Raw genomic sequence first — 15820 nt, 5'->3', positions numbered from 1 at the left:
GTCACTTTATTAGCGGCCGTGCGACCGAGCGCGGCCGCCTGCATTGATATATGTCGACATCACCCGCCCGTCAGTGGGGCCTGGAAGAAATCGTCGCCGGCTTGCGTGAGTCGCGCGAGGAACTCCATCGCACGCGCCATCCGCGCGGCATCCGCGAACTGCCGTCACGCGATGCGATCTGCAAGATTGTGACCGGCCTGCGCGCGTCGATGTTTCCGACGCACTACGGCGCACCGGATCTGACCGACGAAAGCGTCGATTTCTACGTCGGCCACACGCTCGAAAGCACGCTGCGCATCCTGTCCGAACAGATCCGCCGCGCGCTGCCGTTCCTGCCTGAGCATGCCGATACGCCGTTCGCCGAGCTCGACGAACGCGCGTTCGAGATCGCGCGCGAATTTGGCCGGCAGTTGCCGGCGGTCCGCGCGCTGCTCGTCAGCGATATCCAGGCCGCCTATGCGGGCGATCCTGCCGCGCAGCACATCACTGAGATCCTGCTGTGCTACCCCGGCGTGCTGGCGATGATGCACCACCGGCTCGCACACGCGCTGCACCAGCTTGGCGTACCGCTGCTTGCGCGATTCATCAATGAAATCGCGCACTCGGCCACCGGCATCGACATCCACCCGGGTGCGCAGATCGGCCCGAGCTTCTTCATCGACCACGGCACGGGTGTCGTGATCGGCGAGACGGCGATCATCGGCGAGCGCGTGCGCGTGTACCAGGCCGTCACGCTCGGCGCGAAAAGCTTCCCGGCCGATGGCGACGGTGCGCTGGTCAAGGGCAACGCACGGCACCCGATCGTCGAGGACGACGTGGTGATCTACGCGGGCGCGACGATTCTCGGCCGCGTGACGATCGGGCGCGGTTCGGTGATCGGCGGCAACGTGTGGCTCACGCACAGCGTGCCGCCCGGCACGAGCGTCGCGCAGGGCAAGGTTCGCGAGGGCGGGAGCACCGAGAAGCCGTAACGCGGCGCGCGGGCGCCGGCCGCCGCGCGCGTCGGTCAGTGCTTGCTGTCGGGCGCGCGGTGCTTGTACAGCACGTCCTGGTCGACGCGGATCAGGTTCTGCCCCGCATCGACGACGAAATCCACGCCGTTGTACGCGTTGCCCGTCAGCATCAGGATCGCGCTCGCGACGTCGTCGGGGCCCGCGATGCGCGCGAGCGGCGTCGATGCGCGGCTCGCGTGTTCGAAGTCGGCCTGCGTCTGGTCGTCGCTCGGCAGCATCAGCCCGGGGAACACCGCGTTCACGCGCAGCACCGGCGCGGACGACAGCGCGAGCATCTGCGTGAGGTTGCCGAGCGCGGCCTTCGCGACCGTATAGCTGAAATGGTCGCGGTGAAAGTTTTCCTTGATCTTCTGGTCGACCACGTTCACGACGACACCCTGCGTGCCGGCCGCGCGGGCCCGTTCGTAGAACGCGCGCGTGAGCAGGATCGGCGCGCGGCAGTTGACGGCCCACGCCTGGTCGAACGCCGCGAGGTCGAAGCTCGGGAAATGATCCTGCCAGAATACCGACGCGTTGTTGACGAGCACGTCGAGGCGCCCGAAGCGCGCATACACCTGGTCGATCAGCGCGGTGATCTGTTCGGCATCCGACAGGTCAGCCTGCAACGCAACCGAATCATGCCCGCGTTCGGCGATCGCGCGGGACGCGGCCTGCGCCGCATCGGCCGAACGGTCGTAGTGCACCGCGGTGCGATAGCCGTGCGCGGCGAAATACTCGGCGAACGCGCGCCCGGCCCGGCGCGCGGCGCCGGTCACGAGCACGACGGGCGCGTGCGCCGTTTGCTTCGTCGACTCCATTACGTATTCGTCAGGTTGACTGAAGAAGGATTCGCGACGATCGACAGGAATTCGCGCCGCGTCGACGGATCGGTGCGGAACGTGCCGAGCATGCGCGACGTCACCATCTCGACGCCCGGCTTGTGCACGCCGCGCGTCGAGATGCACTGGTGCGCGGCTTCGAGGATCACGCCGACGCCCTTCGGCTGCAGCACGTCGAACAGCGTGTCGGCGATCTGCACGGTCATCTTTTCCTGGATCTGCAGGCGCTTCGCGAACGCGTCGACGAGGCGCGCGAGTTTCGAGATGCCGACCACACGATGGTTCGGCAGATACGCGACGTGCGCGCGGCCGATGATCGGCACCATGTGGTGCTCGCAGTAGCTCTCGAAGCGGATGTCCTTCAGCACGATCATTTCGTCGTAGCCGTCGACTTCGCTGAACGTGCGCGCGAGGATGTCGCGCGGCTCCAGCGCGTAACCGGCGAAGAACTGCTCGTAGGCGCGCACGACGCGCGCGGGCGTGTCGATCAGGCCTTCGCGTGCGGGATCGTCGCCGGCCCAGCGCAACAGCACGCGAACGGCGTCTTCCGCTTCTTCGCGGCTCGGACGGGATGCGGCCGGCTCGGGCCGCGCGGACTTCTTTTTAGCCATCTATCTGCTCCATCGAATGCCGCCGCCGGGGCGGCGCGGAATCCGGGCATTGTTTCATGCTTTCGCAGGTCGCGTGCGCGGCCCGGCACTCACTTCGGCCATTCGTCCTGCTCGTCGTTGAACAGCGACGCGACGACGCCGCGCAGCCACGCCGTGCGCGGATCGTTGTGGTACTTGCGATGCCAGTGCTGCTTCAGGTCGAAGCGCGGCAGGGCGAGCGGCGGCTCGACGGGCACGATGAACGCGTGCTCGGCTGCATACGCATAGCCGATCGCATGCGGCACCGTCGCGATCAGGTCGGTGCGGCTCAGGATGAACGGCAGGCTCATGAAATGCGGCGTCTCGAGCACCGCGCGGCGCTGCATGCGCTGCTTCGCGAGATATTTCTCGAGCACCTCCTGGCTGCGCCCTTCGGCACGCACTACCGCGTGCCCGCAGGTGAGGAACTGTTCGACCGTGAACGGCGGCGCCTGTTCGAACGGATGGCCGCGCCGCATCAGGCAGACGAACCGGTGCGTGAACAGCCGCTGCTGGAAGAAGTTGTTGCCGTCGAGATCGGGGAAGTAGCCGACCGCGAGATCGATCGACCCGGCTTCGAGGCCGCGACCGACTTCGTCGTGCGCGAGCGAGACGGAGCGCAGGTTCGCGTGCGGCGCCCGCATCGCGAACGCCTGCAGCAGCTTCGGCAGGAACACGATCTCGCCCACGTCCGACAGCGCGATCGAGAACGTATGCGTGCTCGCGGCCGGGTCGAAGTCGTGCGGCGCGACGAGGCCGCGCTCGATCTGCGCGAGCGCGTCGCGGGCGGCCGGCAGCAGCGCGAGCGCGCGCGGCGTCGGTTCCATCCCGCGCGACGTGCGCACGAACAGCGGATCGCCGAAGTACTCGCGCAGCCGGCCGAGCGCCGTGCTCACGCGCGGCTGGCTGACGCCGAGCAGGTCGCCGGCACGGCTCACGTTGCGCGTGTCGTCGAGCGCGACGAGGTAGGGAATGAGGTTCAGATCGAGCGCTTCCATCGCCGGGCCAGTATCTTGAAAACGTATACAACATATCTCCTGAATCGCGTTGCCGCATAGTCGGGAAAGCGCTCAAATGTGTTCGACGATTCGAATTAATGTTCAGGAGACGAACAATGCGCACCCAGGTCGCCATCATCGGCGCCGGCCCGTCCGGCCTTTTGCTTTCCCATCTGCTGCGCCTGCAAGGCGTCGATTCCATCCTCGTCGAAGCGCGTTCGCGCGAATACTGCGAGAACCGCATCCGCGCCGGCGTGCTGGAACAGGGCACGGTCGACACGCTGAACGAGGCCGGCCTCGGCGACCGGATGCGCCGCGAGGGGCTCGAACATCACGGCATCGAGCTGCTGTTCTCGGGCCAGCGCCATCGCATCGACCTGTCCGAATTGACCGGCGGGCGCGCAATCACCGTCTACAGCCAGCATGAAGTCGTGCGCGACCTGATCGCGGCGGGCGTCGAGCATGGCCACCAGATGCATTTCGAAGTCAGCGACGTCGCGCTGCACGACGTCGAAGGCGAACACCCGTTCGTCACGTTCAAGCATGCGGACGGCCGCGAAGACCGCATCGACTGCGACTACATCGCCGGCTGCGACGGCTTCCACGGCATCGCGCGCCAGACGATCCCGGCCGAGCGGCTGAACACGTTCGAACGCGTGTATCCGTTCGCGTGGCTCGGCATCCTCGCCGACGCGGCACCGTCGCTCGACGAGCTCGTCTACGCGCATCACGACAACGGTTTCGCGCTGTTCTCGATGCGCTCGCCGATGGTCACGCGCCTGTACCTGCAGTGCAAGCCCGACGAGGACCTCACCGAATGGTCCGATGCGCGGATCTGGGACGAACTGCACACGCGCTTCTCGAACGACACGGGCTGGACGCCGACCGAGGGCCGGATCACGCAGAAAAGCGTGACCCCGATGCGCAGCTTCGTGTCGGAGACGATGCAGCACGGGCGCCTCTTCCTCGCCGGCGACGCCGCGCACATCGTGCCGCCGACCGGTGCGAAGGGGATGAACCTGGCGGTGGCCGACGTCCGCGCGCTGTCCCGCGCGCTCGGCGCGCGCTACCGCAACGGCGACGCGACGCTGCTCGACACGTATTCGGCGACCTGCCTCGAACGCGTGTGGCGCGCCGAGCACTTCTCGTACTTCATGACGAACATGCTGCACTCGTCGCCGGAAGACTCGCCGTTCGTCAATCGCCTGAAGTTTGCCGAGCTGAAATACGTGACGCGCTCGCGGGCCGCCGCGCAGTCGCTCGCCGAAAACTACGTCGGGCTGCCGTTCGACGACGCGACGCCCCCCGAGGGAACCCGCCTTGACAACGCGCTGTGCGCGACTCTATGATCGGCCCATCGTTCGCTAATCGAATCTAGGTTCGATTAGCGAACAAATACCGGGATCGAGATCGGCCCCGGCGCGACACGCGGCACGCGCGTGTCCCCTCGACAGGCCGCGCATCGAGCCGCGGGTTCGTATCAGGAAGAGACATGGTCAACAAGATTTTCGAATCGCTTCAGTCGGCGGTGGCCGACATCCACGACGGCGCGACAATCATGATCGGCGGCTTCGGCACGGCCGGCATGCCGTCCGAGCTGATCGACGCGCTGATCGAACAGGGCGCGCGCGACCTGACGATCGTCAACAACAACGCGGGCAACGGCGAGACGGGCCTCGCGGCGCTGCTGAAGGCGAAGCAGGTGCGCAAGATCATCTGCTCGTTCCCGCGCCAGAGCGATTCGCAGGTGTTCGACGGGCTGTACCGCGCCGGCGAGATCGAGCTGGAACTCGTGCCGCAGGGCAACCTCGCGGAGCGTATCCGCGCGGCGGGCGCCGGCATCGGCGGCTTCTTCACGCCGACGGGTTACGGCACCAAGCTCGCGGAAGGCAAGGAAACGCGCGTGATCGACGGCAAGCCGTATGTGTTCGAGACGCCGATCCACGCCGATTTCGCGCTCGTGAAGGCGTACAAGGGCGATCGCTGGGGCAATCTCGTCTATCGCAAGACCGCGCGCAACTTCGGGCCGATCATGGCCAGCGCCGCGAAGGTCGCGATCGTGCAGGTGTCGGAAGTCGTGCCGCTCGGCGCGCTGAACCCGGAACACATCGTGACGCCGGGCATTTTCGTCCAGCGCGTCGTCGAGGTGCCGCAGGCCGCGCATGCGGCCGAGCTGGCTGCCGAACATGCTGCATCGCAAGCCGCTTGAGGGAGATATTCAGATGAAACGACTGACCCGCGATGAAATGGCCAAGCGCGTCGCCCAGGACATCCCCGAAGGCGCGTACGTGAACCTCGGCATCGGCGTGCCGACGCTGGTGGCGAACCACCTCGACCCGAGCAAGGAAATCTTCCTGCACAGCGAGAACGGCCTGCTCGGCATGGGCCCCGCGCCCGCGCCGGGCGAGGAAGACGACGAACTGATCAACGCCGGCAAGCAGCACGTGACGCTGCTCACCGGCGGCGCATATTTCCACCATTCGGATTCGTTCGCGATGATGCGCGGCGGCCACCTCGATTACTGCGTGCTCGGCGCGTTCCAGGTATCGGCGAACGGCGACCTCGCGAACTGGCATACGGGGGCGCCCGATGCGATTCCGGCGGTCGGCGGCGCGATGGACCTCGCGATCGGCGCGAAGCAGGTGTTCGTGATGATGGAGCACCTGACGAAGCAGGGCGAGAGCAAGATCGTCGCGCAGTGCTCATATCCGGTCACCGGCGTGCAGTGCGTGAGCCGCATCTATACGGATCTCGCCGTGCTCGACGTGACGGCCGACGGGCTGGCCGTGAGCGAGATCTTCACCGACCTGTCGTTCGACGAACTGCAGAAGCTGACCGGCGTGCCGCTGATCGACGCGACGCAAAAGGCGGCTGCCTGAACCGCAGGCGTGCCGGCACGTGCGCTTGCGCGCATGCCGGCACGCTTGGGTGGACAATAGGCGCACGCCGTTTCCCCAATCTGATGCCATGCTCGAAGACAGCGCCCGCCTGACCTCCCTCATCTGCGGCACCGAGCCGCTCAACCGGATCTGGTCGCCCCGCGCGACGATCCAGCGGATGCTCGACGTCGAGGCCGCGCTCGCGCGTGCGCTCGCCGCGCAGCAGGTGATTCCCGCCGCCGCGGTCGCGCCGATCGAGCGCGCGTGCGACGCAAGCCGGCTCGACGCCGACGCGCTCGCGCACGGCGCGGCGCTCGGCGGCAATCTCGCGATTCCGCTCGTCAAGCAGCTCACCGCGCAGGTGAAGGCCGACGACCCCGAGGCCGCGAAGTTCGTGCACTGGGGGGCGACGAGCCAGGACATCATCGATACCGCCACCGTGCTGCAGCTGCGCGACACGCTCGACGTGCTCGAGCCGATGCTCGACGAAGCGTGTGCGTCGCTCGCGTCGCTCGCGCGCACGCATCGCGCGACGCCGATGATCGGCCGCACGTGGCTGCAGCAGGCGCTGCCGATCACGCTCGGCCTGAAATTCGCGCAATGGCTCGACGCGCTGCTGCGCCATCGCGCGCGTTTCGCCGAATTGCGCGAACGCGCGCTCGTGCTGCAGTTCGGCGGCGCGGCCGGCACGCTCGCGAGCCTGCGCGAGCACGCGGCCGGCGTCACGGCCGCGCTGGCGGCGGACCTGAAGCTCGCCGCACCGGCCGTGCCGTGGCACACGCAGCGCGACCGCATCGCGGAAGCCGCGTCCTGCTTCGGGATGCTGACGGGTACGCTCGGCAAGATCGCGCGCGACGTGTCGCTGCAGATGCAGACCGAAGTCGGCGAGCTCGGCGAACCGGCCGCCGCCGGCAAGGGCGGCTCGTCGACGATGCCGCACAAGCGCAACCCGGTCGGTTGCGCGGCGGTGCTTACCGCCGCGGTGCGCGCACCGAACCTCGTCGCGACGGTGTTCGCGGGCATGGTCCAGGAACATGAACGTGCGCTCGGCGGCTGGCAGGCCGAATGGGACGCGCTGCCCGATCTCGCGCGCCTGACCGGCGGCGCGCTTGCGCAGATCGCCCAGATCGTCGCGGGCCTCGACGTGAACACCGAACGCCTTGCCGCGAATCTCGAACTGACGCGCGGGCTGATTCTCGGCGAAGCGGTGATGCTCGCGCTCGGCGACAAGATCGGCCGGCTCGACGCGCATCACGTCGTCGAGCATGCGTCGAAGGAAGCCGTGCGCACGGGCTCGACGCTGTTCGATGTGCTCGCCGCCGATGCGACCGTGTCGGCGCACCTGTCGCGCGACGCGCTCGCGCGGCTGCTTGATCCCGCTCATTACGTCGGCGAGGCGCAGGCCTGCGTCGACGCCGTGCTCGCGCTGCACGCGGGCACGCAATAACCAGGAGAACCTCGATGCCTTTCGCCACTGTCAACGGCGTGAAACTGCATTACCGGATCGACCGTGCCGCGCGCGACGACGCGCCGTGGCTCGTCTTCTCGAATTCGCTCGGCGCCGACCTGCAGATGTGGGCACCGCAGATCCGTCCGCTCACGCAGCACTTCAACATCCTGCGCTACGACACGCGCGGCCACGGCCATTCCGATGCACCGGCCGGTTCGTACACGATCGAGCAGCTCGCCGGCGACGTGATCGGCCTGCTCGACCACGTCGGCATCGATCGCGCGCATTTCTGCGGGATCTCGATGGGCGGGCTGACGGGCGCGGCGCTGGCCGCACGCTTCCCGTCGCGCATCGTGCGCGCGGTGCTGTCGAACACCGCGGCAAAGATCGGTTCGCCGGAAGTGTGGGCGCCGCGCGCGCAGAAGGCACGCGCCGAAGGGATGGCCGCGCTCGCCGACGCCGTGCTGCCGCGCTGGTTCACCGACGCATTCGTCGAGCGTGAGCCGCGCCTGTTCGATGCGATCCGCGACACCTTCGTCCATACCGACAAGGACGGTTATGCGGCGAACTGCGACGCGCTGAATGCCGCCGACCTGCGCGAAGAGGTGAAAGGCATCGCGCTGCCGGTGCTCGTCGTGACCGGCGCGAAGGACATGTCGACGCCGCCCGACCAGGGCCGCGCGCTCGCCGCCGCGATTCCGGGTGCGCAGCACGTCGAATTCGACGCCGCGCATATTTCGAACATCGAGTGCACCGACGGCTTCAACCGCGCGCTGCTCGATTTCCTGACCGCGTGAGGCACCGGCGATGAATGACCAGGAACGTTACGAAGCAGGGATGACGGTGCGTCGGGCGGTGCTCGGCGACGCGCACGTCGATCGTTCGATCGAGAACCGTACCGAGGTGACCGACGAATTCCAGAACCTGATCACGCGTTATGCATGGGGCGAGATCTGGACGCGCGACGGCCTGCCGCGCCATACGCGCAGCCTGCTGACCATCGCGATGATGGTGGCGCTCAATCGCGGCGAGGAGCTTGCGCTCCATCTGCGCGCCGCGCGCAACAACGGCGTGACCCGCGACGAGATCAAGGAAGTGCTGCTGCAGACCGCGATCTATTGCGGCGTGCCGGCCGCGAATTCCGCGTTCCATCTCGCGGACAAGATCTTCAAGGAACAGGACGCGGCCGCGTAAGACGGTCGGTCAGGCGCGGCCGGTTGAGGGCGGCCGCAACCGATCGCGTGGCCCGCTGTCGCAAGCGGGCCGTCGACGACGGGATCGATGAACGCGCCGGCAGAGCATCGGCGCACGGCACACCGGATGATTGGTGGACGAACAAAGGAAGGGCGCGGCTGCCATGCCGTATTGCTCATACATTATTAGCGTTGCTTGGGACCGGAGTAAGCGCTGACGCGCCAACGCCGGTCGACCACGACGCATGGGATCCAGGTAGGCGCCAAGGCGCCAACTTGGATCGACACAGGAGACTAGCGATGAATCGCGCACCCGTGGTCGATGTCCAGACCTTCATCAACGAGCAGCCGTTCGGCGGCTTTCAATGGCTCGTGTTCCTCATGTGTTTCGTGATCGTGCTGCTCGACGGCTTCGATACGGCCGCGATCGGCTTCATCGCGCCGTCGCTGCTCGGCGAATGGAACCTCACCAAGCCCGATCTCGCACCGGTACTCAGCGCCGCGCTGTTCGGCCTCGCGTGCGGCGCGCTCGTGTCGGGCCCGCTGTCCGACCGGCTCGGCCGCCGTTCGCTGCTGCTCGGCTCGGTATTCCTGTTCGGCGTTGCATGCCTGATGTCCGCATTCTCGACGACCATCGGGCATCTGACGATCCTGCGTTTCATCACCGGCGTCGGGCTGGGCGCGGCGATGCCGAACGCGGTCACGATGATGGGCGAGTTCTGCCCGGACAAGCGCCGCGCGACCGTGATCAACCTGATGTTCTGCGGCTTCCCGCTCGGCGCCGCGTTCGGCGGTTTCCTGGCCGCGTGGATGATTCCGCATTTCGGCTGGCGCAGCGTGCTGATCCTCGGCGGCGTGACGCCGTTGCTGCTCGGCGTGCTGTTGCTGCTGAAGATGCCGGAATCGGTGCGCTTCATGGTCGCGAGCGGCCAGCATGTCGACAAGATCCGCGCAACGCTTGCGCGCATTTCGCGCGAAGCGCTGAACGCCGGTTCGTTCGCGATGACCGAAGCCGCGCCGCAGACCGGCAGCAAGGGCCTCGGCGTCGTGCTGTCGCGCTCGTACATCGTCGGCTCGGTGATGCTCTGGCTCGCGTACTTCATGGGGCTCGTGATCTTCTACGCGTCGATCAACTGGATGCCGATCCTGCTGAAGGATGCCGGGCTGACACCGAAGAGCGCGACGCTGATCTCCGCGCTGTTCCCGCTCGGCGGTGTGGGTGCCGTGCTGTGCGGCGTGCTGATGGACCGCTTCAACGCGAACCGCGTGATCGCCGTGTGCTACGCGCTGACGGCCGTCAGCGTGTATGCGATCGGGCAGGCGGCCGGCAACGTCGGGCTGCTCGTGCTGGTCGTGTTCGTGGCCGGCGTGCTGATGAACACCGCGCAATCGTCGATGCCGGCGCTCGCCGCCGCGTTCTATCCGACCGAGGGGCGCGGCACGGGTGTCGCGTGGATGCTCGGCGTCGGCCGCTTCGGCGGGATTGCGGGATCGTTCCTCGTCGCCGAGCTGACGCGCCGGCATTTCTCGTTCGCGGGCGTGTTCGCGACGATCGCCGTCGCGGGCTTGCTCGCGTGTGTCGCGCTGCTGATCAAGCAGATGGCGCGGCCGCATGGCGTGACGCAGCCGGCAGGCAAGATCGAATCGCTCGGGCATTGAGCGAAGCGCGGGCCGGTGCGATGCGCCGGCCCGCCGAACGGCGGCCGTCGGGCCGTCGGTTATTCTTCCGCGTCGTGTTCCTTCACGAAGTTGCGCAGATACGCGCGCAGCGCAGCCTCCCGGCTGCGATGATCGGAGAGGTTCGCGGCGCCCATGTCTTCCTCTTCGCCGAACATCGTCGGCGGCGCGCAATAGATGCCGATCTCGATGTCTTCGCGCAACACACGAATCTCGTGCGTGAGCGGGCGATACTCGGCGATCCAGTGCATCCCCTCGATGTGTTCACCCGCCCTCAGCAGTGGCTTCATCGGCACTCTCCCGGCAGCAGCGGCGCAACCGGCGAAGCGGTTGCGCGCGCCCGTACCAAAAGGGTACGCCTGCATGGCACGAATCTCAACGGGCGCGCCGTGAGCGCTCACTGCGGCAGCAGGTGCGCGATCAGGGGGTACAGCGACAGGATCAGCAGCACGGCCATCGTCACGTTGAAGAGGCGCAGCGCGCGGGGATTCGACAGGAAGCGGCGCAGGCCGAGCCCGAACGCGGCCCACAGGCTGATGCACGGAAAGCCGATCAGAATGAATACGACGGCCATCCACGCGGCGTTCATCCCGTAGTCGCCGGACAGGCGGACCGTCGTCGCGGCGGTCAGCACCATCATCCATGCCTTCGGATTGATCCACTGGAAAGCGGCGGCTTCGATGAACGTCATCGGCCGCGGCTTGCCGCCGTGCGCCTTCACTTCGCCCGACGTGCCGATGCGCCACGCGAGGTACAGCAGGTACGCGACGCTCGCGACTTCGAGGATCGTATAAAGCAGCGGCAGGCGCTTGAATGCTTCGCCGAGGCCGAAGCCGACACAGAGCATCAGGATCGCAACGCCGGTGCTGATGCCGAACAGGTGCGGCACGGTGCGGCGGAAACCGAAATTGACGCCGGACGCGAGCAGCATCGTGTTGTTCGGGCCGGGCGTGATCGACGTGACGAGCGCAAACAGCATGCCGGCGGGCAGCGCGCTCAGGGTGAGGAATTCCATCGCGGATTCTCCATTCTGTTCTGGACTGGGATGGAGGTCAGTTTAGCGACGGTTTTCTGTACAGTACCGGTACAGTTTGATTGACGATTGCCGGTACGGGATTTGATCGCCCGTGCGCTGACGCGAGATAGCGCTTGCATGGCCGTGGTATAGGGCGCATTCTCGTGACGTTCGATGTGCGTGACCGATGGTTTTGCTCTGACTCCTTACGCTTCCCCCTGTCCGCACAGCTAAGCAGAAGGCTCACCACGACGATCCTGCGCGCGAACGTCGAAGCTGCGAACTTCGCGCGTCAACCGAGCCTCCCTCCGAGGTCTGATCCGCCAGTTCCGTGCGCGAGAGATGCCGTCGGCGGCAAGCCTGCGGGTCGTCGTCCGGTCCTCGTATAGGGCGGCCGACGATGAAATTCAGTCACCGCGACGGTCCTGAAATTTGAAATTCTCTTTTGGGAACCGGCATGCCTAAGCAAACCGCACTGAAGCCAGCCACGCCCGCCAGCCACAGCGATTACGTTGACGTGAAAAAGGCGCGTGCCTTGGCACTGAAGCGCGCGGACAGCGAGCGTGCCGAGAAGCGGCGCGAAAATGACGCCCGCATCGATGTCAACGCGAGCAAGTGGCGTTATATCTGTCAGGAGAGTTAGATGGCGAATAGCACCGTGACGCTCAACTTTCCGAACCCCAGTCGCTCCTACGACGCTTCCAGACACTGTGTGTGTTTCTGGGGCTACGACAATTCTCGCGAGATTACCTTTCTGGTCGACGATGCGATGCTGGCGAAACTGAACTCCGACATGGATTCTGGCGAGCCCGCCTTGCTTGCGGCCTTCGACCGCAATCGCGACCGGATTCTGGGACTCGCCCGAGACCTTTACAAGGGGGGACCCCAGAACCGGTACACGATCTCGTGAGGTCGGCCCCCGTTTGCACGTGTACCCTACGTGCGTCTTCTTTCTGACCTGCACTCGCCGCGTGTGCGGGTATTCCGGGGCTGAGGGGGCATGGATCGGTCGAAGGATGCGCTGCTTGATTATCACGAACGCAACAAGCACCGTCTCGACTTCTACGCTCCTGCCGGACCCGCATCCATGCCATCCCGCCCGTACGGCAGCGTACCGACTTCGGACGCTCGCACGCGCAAGCTGACACATGACGCACGGACTGCAGATCGGCCGCAGACTTCATCGAGATGTAAACGCTGCGATCGAAGTGGGCCGTCGCGATCCGTATCGCTTGCGCAGTTTTATCTCGACTCGGGCGGCGCGAGCCAATCAATGACGAAACCGGGGTTGTGGAGGGAGCATGTTGATGAACGATTGCCCGAAATGGGAAAAAAACGCGAAGGACGAGCAACAAGAACAGGCGGAGGCACGCGCGACCGACGATGGCATGCCCGTGGTTCACCCGGAGCGGCAGAGAAGCCGTGCCCATTCGTGGAAAGCCGTTACACCCAGGCAGCGTATTTCCGATGCAAGGAAGCGTCTGGGCATGGGTTTTCTGCCGAACCTGTAGCGTATGTGTAGCAAAACTCCCCGCTCTCAAACAGAACGTGGAGCCGCCCCAGCAAGGCGGAACTCGAAGCCGGCCAAGCGCCGGCTTTTTACTTTGGCGTGTCGCTCGTGACGACAAACGGCGCATGCATCACTGTCCCGCATCGGTGAAGCGACGCAACCCGGGCAGATGAATTCGCCGAGTCGCGTTCGGCAGCTACGCCAACACAGGTTCGTGGCAGGAGGACCGCAACGCTGGGTGGCCAATTCCTTCCGTACACTCGGCCACCAACGCTTCGCGGCTCATATGGCGCGATTTCGCCACTGCATCGATCTTTTCGACGAGCTGCTTGGGGAGGCATGGCAAGACCAGCACCGAAGACGTCGGCCGGGCGATATCAATGAACCTCCAGATGCAAAATTGGTGCCGCTACGCGGAGCAAAGCGATGTCACCGCCATCGACGATTTTTCGGACTGAATGCCTTCGCAAACAGACCTCGTTTCGAATAGGCTGCTGAGCTCGCCGTCTGCAAGGAATGCGCACGTTGGTGCAGTCAGAGAGTAGCCAGTATCCGGAGTTGATGTTCGCTTTCGGCCCCGCGAACCAGTGCGTAGGCCCGCATCTCCGTGCGCTCAAGGAGCGAAATGGATTCCGAGCCGGAAAAGTCGCTCCATGCGTCGTCCGCGATCGAGGTCGGCGCGCCGCGGGCTCTCGCGAACGCTCGCAGGAGAGGGCTTGCCGCGCGGCGCAGCACGAGGCGGTCAGCGTTCAGAACATACGGTGGGCAGTCAGTCCGTAAGACGAGGTAGTACGGAATCGCATTGCGATCACTTTGCATGGTGGCGATACCGGTGAGGAAGAATGCGTGCGTTCAGCTTCTCGTGTCGTCGTGGCCGACCGCTGCGTTTGACCGAACTACATGTCGATGACCGAAGCTCCACTCACCTTTCCGTCGATGATGTCCTTTCCCTGCTGCCGGGCGGCACGCCTTGCCATACCAAAGTCGGAGTATGTATGCGGTTGGCCCAGCCTGAAAATACGGCTCGCGGCGGAGGTCGCTATCGCGCCCGGGCGGCATATCCGTACCGCGATGTCATACCCTTCGGCGTAACGGGAATGCCCGTCAAAGCGACTGAATGTACGGGCGAAGACGAGGGGATGAAGTTCGTACCCCTTGTAGAGAAGAAGCAGGTGTGTCGACATGATGGCCACTCCGCAGGGGGCGACTTGCTATACGCTCGAACGAGCTTTTCATTTCCGCCGCCGCAGCCGGCTTAGCAGGTCAAGCGCCACCGTGTCAGCGTCGTTGTTGATCATTTCCGCTCGCAACAGCAGACCGCCAACACGGACGGCTGCATCCCAACTGTCTTCCGTCATTGCCTGATGGTTGCGTGCAAGCTGCTCGGCAAGAGCCTGGAGCGCCGCCATCCTTGCCGATTCGCCGGAAGTCCGGCGCTCCTCCCTCCCGGCAATGAGCCGGAACAGGCCCAGGACCGACTCGGCGGTAACGGAGGGGATAGTCATTCGAACTTTATACGCCCTTTCGGTCCGCTCCGCCCATATATTCGCGCTGGCCCCGAGCCTGCCTAGTACCGCCTCGCATACCCCTCGCGATACAGCGAGGCGCCGATCGACGTCAGAACTGCGATCTCATCCTCACTCAATCGACTCCATGCCTCCGCCAACCAGCCGGCGAATCCGGCACAAGCATGATCCAGATCGGCGGCCGCCTTTCCCTCTGCGCTCCTCCGCTCGAAAATCATCATCACGTCATGTGGCGTCATAGTCGGCTCCTCGTGAGCTTCCAGCATAGGCGATCGGTGGCGTCTGCCCTTACTCCTTCGCACGCTCGATGTTCGCTCTCCGGCGTGCCCGCAGCAACGAGCTGAAGCTGGCCAGTAGCGGTTCGACCTGGCGTCCTGTTCCGTTGACGTCAACATGCTACGCACGTATGGATCGTTTAAGGCCTGCGTGCGCCATGTCATCGCCCGCATCGCCGATGCATCCCGTGAACCGCGTCGGTCAGTTGCAGCCATGGGCCGTCGCTGGTCAGCTCCGCTCCAATATCTTCCGAGTGCATGGTCATATCAATTCGTATTCCTGCATGATAAGTCGATCATGGACGGGCGGAATGTGCTTTGACTGAGGTGGATTCAACCGGTCAAATGTCATGGTGACGTAGGCAGCCAACGACAGCCGATGGCCGGCTGTTGCCTGCCGCGGCGACGCACGGCATTTGATTCGACGAATGAGCGCTTCGGCCACGACTCTCATGGTCGCAATGGGACTACACTGAAGACGCTATAGCAGTAGGAGACAGCGATGACAGACTCCGACCCCCAAAGCACCTTCCGGGGCCTGCCGCTAACCGCGGAGCAGGACGCGGAAGTGAAACACTACATAAAGGTCCGAACCCGGCGTGGCCTGCCATGGGACACGCCGGAGCTGAGCGCGATGCTCAAGGACATGCTGCTACCCCCGGGTGACGGCAACAGCGATGTCGACTCCGCGGAGGACGAAACCAAAGCGGCCGCCGAGCGCGCAACGGCTTCGGTTGACGAAGCGATGGACCCTATCGAGGCGAGCGAGGAGTGGAATGCGGCCATGGAGTCGGAAAGCATGAAAGGACCCAGACGATAAAATTGCAGGCGATGACG

21 protein-coding genes are annotated in these 15820 nt (G+C 65.3%); 12 read left to right on the top strand and 9 right to left on the bottom strand.

Translation table 11 applies throughout. The features are described from left to right. Positions 1-50: 50 nt before the first annotated feature. On the top strand, positions 51-971 hold the full coding sequence (gene epsC, locus ACTJLD_RS05665; RefSeq protein ID WP_021157582.1) for a serine O-acetyltransferase EpsC: 921 nt from the start codon (positions 51-53) through the stop codon (positions 969-971). A gap of 35 nt (positions 972-1006) precedes the next feature. On the opposite strand, the gene ACTJLD_RS05660 is transcribed toward epsC, so the two are convergent. From ACTJLD_RS05660 to ACTJLD_RS05650, 3 genes are all read right to left on the bottom strand, one after another. Continuing rightward, on the bottom strand, positions 1007-1810 hold the full coding sequence (locus ACTJLD_RS05660; RefSeq protein ID WP_060318624.1) for an SDR family oxidoreductase: 804 nt from the start codon (positions 1808-1810) through the stop codon (positions 1007-1009). Further along, positions 1810-2442 (bottom strand): GTP cyclohydrolase I FolE, encoded by a 633-nt coding sequence (gene folE, locus ACTJLD_RS05655; protein WP_021157584.1) that lies wholly within the window; start codon positions 2440-2442, stop codon positions 1810-1812. Before folE ends, ACTJLD_RS05660 begins: the two co-directional genes overlap by 1 nt. Positions 2443-2531: 89 nt before the next feature. Beyond that, positions 2532-3458 (bottom strand): LysR family transcriptional regulator, encoded by a 927-nt coding sequence (locus ACTJLD_RS05650; RefSeq protein WP_059489708.1) that lies wholly within the window; start codon positions 3456-3458, stop codon positions 2532-2534. 116 nt (positions 3459-3574) lie between these two features. Here ACTJLD_RS05650 and pobA point away from each other — a divergent pair, with 116 nt between their 5' ends. The 7 genes from pobA to ACTJLD_RS05615 all read left to right on the top strand — a co-directional run bounded on the left by pobA (position 3575) and on the right by ACTJLD_RS05615 (position 10639). After that, positions 3575-4807: a 4-hydroxybenzoate 3-monooxygenase gene (gene pobA, locus ACTJLD_RS05645; protein ID WP_440658240.1), complete on the top strand. Its 1233-nt coding sequence runs from the start codon at positions 3575-3577 to the stop codon at positions 4805-4807. Between the two features lie 143 nt (positions 4808-4950). After that, positions 4951-5667: a 3-oxoacid CoA-transferase subunit A gene (locus ACTJLD_RS05640; RefSeq protein WP_021157587.1), complete on the top strand. Its 717-nt coding sequence runs from the start codon at positions 4951-4953 to the stop codon at positions 5665-5667. 13 nt (positions 5668-5680) lie between these two features. Continuing rightward, on the top strand, positions 5681-6337 hold the full coding sequence (locus ACTJLD_RS05635) for a CoA transferase subunit B (RefSeq protein WP_006482308.1): 657 nt from the start codon (positions 5681-5683) through the stop codon (positions 6335-6337). An 88-nt stretch (positions 6338-6425) separates the two neighbouring features. Then, positions 6426-7784 (top strand): 3-carboxy-cis,cis-muconate cycloisomerase, encoded by a 1359-nt coding sequence (locus tag ACTJLD_RS05630; RefSeq protein ID WP_222214361.1) that lies wholly within the window; start codon positions 6426-6428, stop codon positions 7782-7784. Positions 7785-7798: 14 nt separating this feature from the next. Then, a complete protein-coding gene (gene pcaD / locus ACTJLD_RS05625; protein ID WP_027790095.1) occupies positions 7799-8584 on the top strand; it encodes a 3-oxoadipate enol-lactonase in 786 nt (261 codons plus the stop codon). 10 nt (positions 8585-8594) lie between these two features. Continuing rightward, entirely contained in the window at positions 8595-8981 is a 387-nt protein-coding gene (gene pcaC, locus ACTJLD_RS05620; protein WP_021157590.1) for a 4-carboxymuconolactone decarboxylase, read from the top strand. A gap of 299 nt (positions 8982-9280) precedes the next feature. Then, the gene (locus tag ACTJLD_RS05615) at positions 9281-10639 is read left to right on the top strand and encodes an MFS transporter (RefSeq protein WP_060083163.1); all 1359 of its coding nucleotides are present in this window, start codon (positions 9281-9283) and stop codon (positions 10637-10639) included. A gap of 59 nt (positions 10640-10698) precedes the next feature. Here ACTJLD_RS05615 and ACTJLD_RS05610 read toward each other — a convergent pair whose 3' ends face one another. After that, entirely contained in the window at positions 10699-10947 is a 249-nt protein-coding gene (locus ACTJLD_RS05610; protein ID WP_027790093.1) for a hypothetical protein, read from the bottom strand. 107 nt (positions 10948-11054) lie between these two features. Next, on the bottom strand, positions 11055-11672 hold the full coding sequence (locus ACTJLD_RS05605) for a LysE family translocator (RefSeq protein ID WP_048021269.1): 618 nt from the start codon (positions 11670-11672) through the stop codon (positions 11055-11057). 457 nt (positions 11673-12129) lie between these two features. Here ACTJLD_RS05605 and ACTJLD_RS05600 point away from each other — a divergent pair, with 457 nt between their 5' ends. The 3 genes from ACTJLD_RS05600 to ACTJLD_RS05590 all read left to right on the top strand — a co-directional run bounded on the left by ACTJLD_RS05600 (position 12130) and on the right by ACTJLD_RS05590 (position 13183). Further along, complete coding sequence (locus ACTJLD_RS05600) at positions 12130-12315, top strand: hypothetical protein (RefSeq protein ID WP_027790092.1); 186 nt, start codon at positions 12130-12132, stop codon at positions 12313-12315. Then, entirely contained in the window at positions 12316-12582 is a 267-nt protein-coding gene (locus ACTJLD_RS05595) for a DUF1488 domain-containing protein (RefSeq protein ID WP_059684822.1), read from the top strand. A 391-nt stretch (positions 12583-12973) separates the two neighbouring features. Then, on the top strand, positions 12974-13183 hold the full coding sequence (locus ACTJLD_RS05590) for a hypothetical protein (protein WP_226150733.1): 210 nt from the start codon (positions 12974-12976) through the stop codon (positions 13181-13183). Between the two features lie 533 nt (positions 13184-13716). Here ACTJLD_RS05590 and ACTJLD_RS05585 read toward each other — a convergent pair. The 4 genes from ACTJLD_RS05585 to ACTJLD_RS05570 form a co-directional block, all read right to left on the bottom strand. After that, entirely contained in the window at positions 13717-14001 is a 285-nt protein-coding gene (locus tag ACTJLD_RS05585) for a hypothetical protein (RefSeq protein WP_059699230.1), read from the bottom strand. A 77-nt stretch (positions 14002-14078) separates the two neighbouring features. Next, entirely contained in the window at positions 14079-14366 is a 288-nt protein-coding gene (locus ACTJLD_RS05580; RefSeq protein ID WP_027790089.1) for a hypothetical protein, read from the bottom strand. A 48-nt stretch (positions 14367-14414) separates the two neighbouring features. Continuing rightward, positions 14415-14687 carry a hypothetical protein gene (locus tag ACTJLD_RS05575; protein WP_027790088.1) on the bottom strand — a complete coding sequence of 91 codons (273 nt, stop codon included), beginning with the start codon at positions 14685-14687 and terminating at the stop codon, positions 14415-14417. Positions 14688-14749: 62 nt separating this feature from the next. Continuing rightward, on the bottom strand, positions 14750-14947 hold the full coding sequence (locus ACTJLD_RS05570; RefSeq protein ID WP_059685030.1) for a hypothetical protein: 198 nt from the start codon (positions 14945-14947) through the stop codon (positions 14750-14752). A gap of 538 nt (positions 14948-15485) precedes the next feature. Between ACTJLD_RS05570 and ACTJLD_RS05565 the strand changes: the two genes are divergently transcribed. Continuing rightward, positions 15486-15803 carry a hypothetical protein gene (locus ACTJLD_RS05565; RefSeq protein ID WP_060083184.1) on the top strand — a complete coding sequence of 106 codons (318 nt, stop codon included), beginning with the start codon at positions 15486-15488 and terminating at the stop codon, positions 15801-15803. Positions 15804-15820 lie beyond the last annotated feature (17 nt).

The organism is Burkholderia sp. 22088, assembly GCF_052045915.1.
GTDB lineage: Bacteria > Pseudomonadota > Gammaproteobacteria > Burkholderiales > Burkholderiaceae > Burkholderia > Burkholderia cepacia.
The sequence above is the reverse complement of the archived record's forward strand: the minus strand, read 5'-3'. Positions and strand labels throughout refer to the sequence as shown.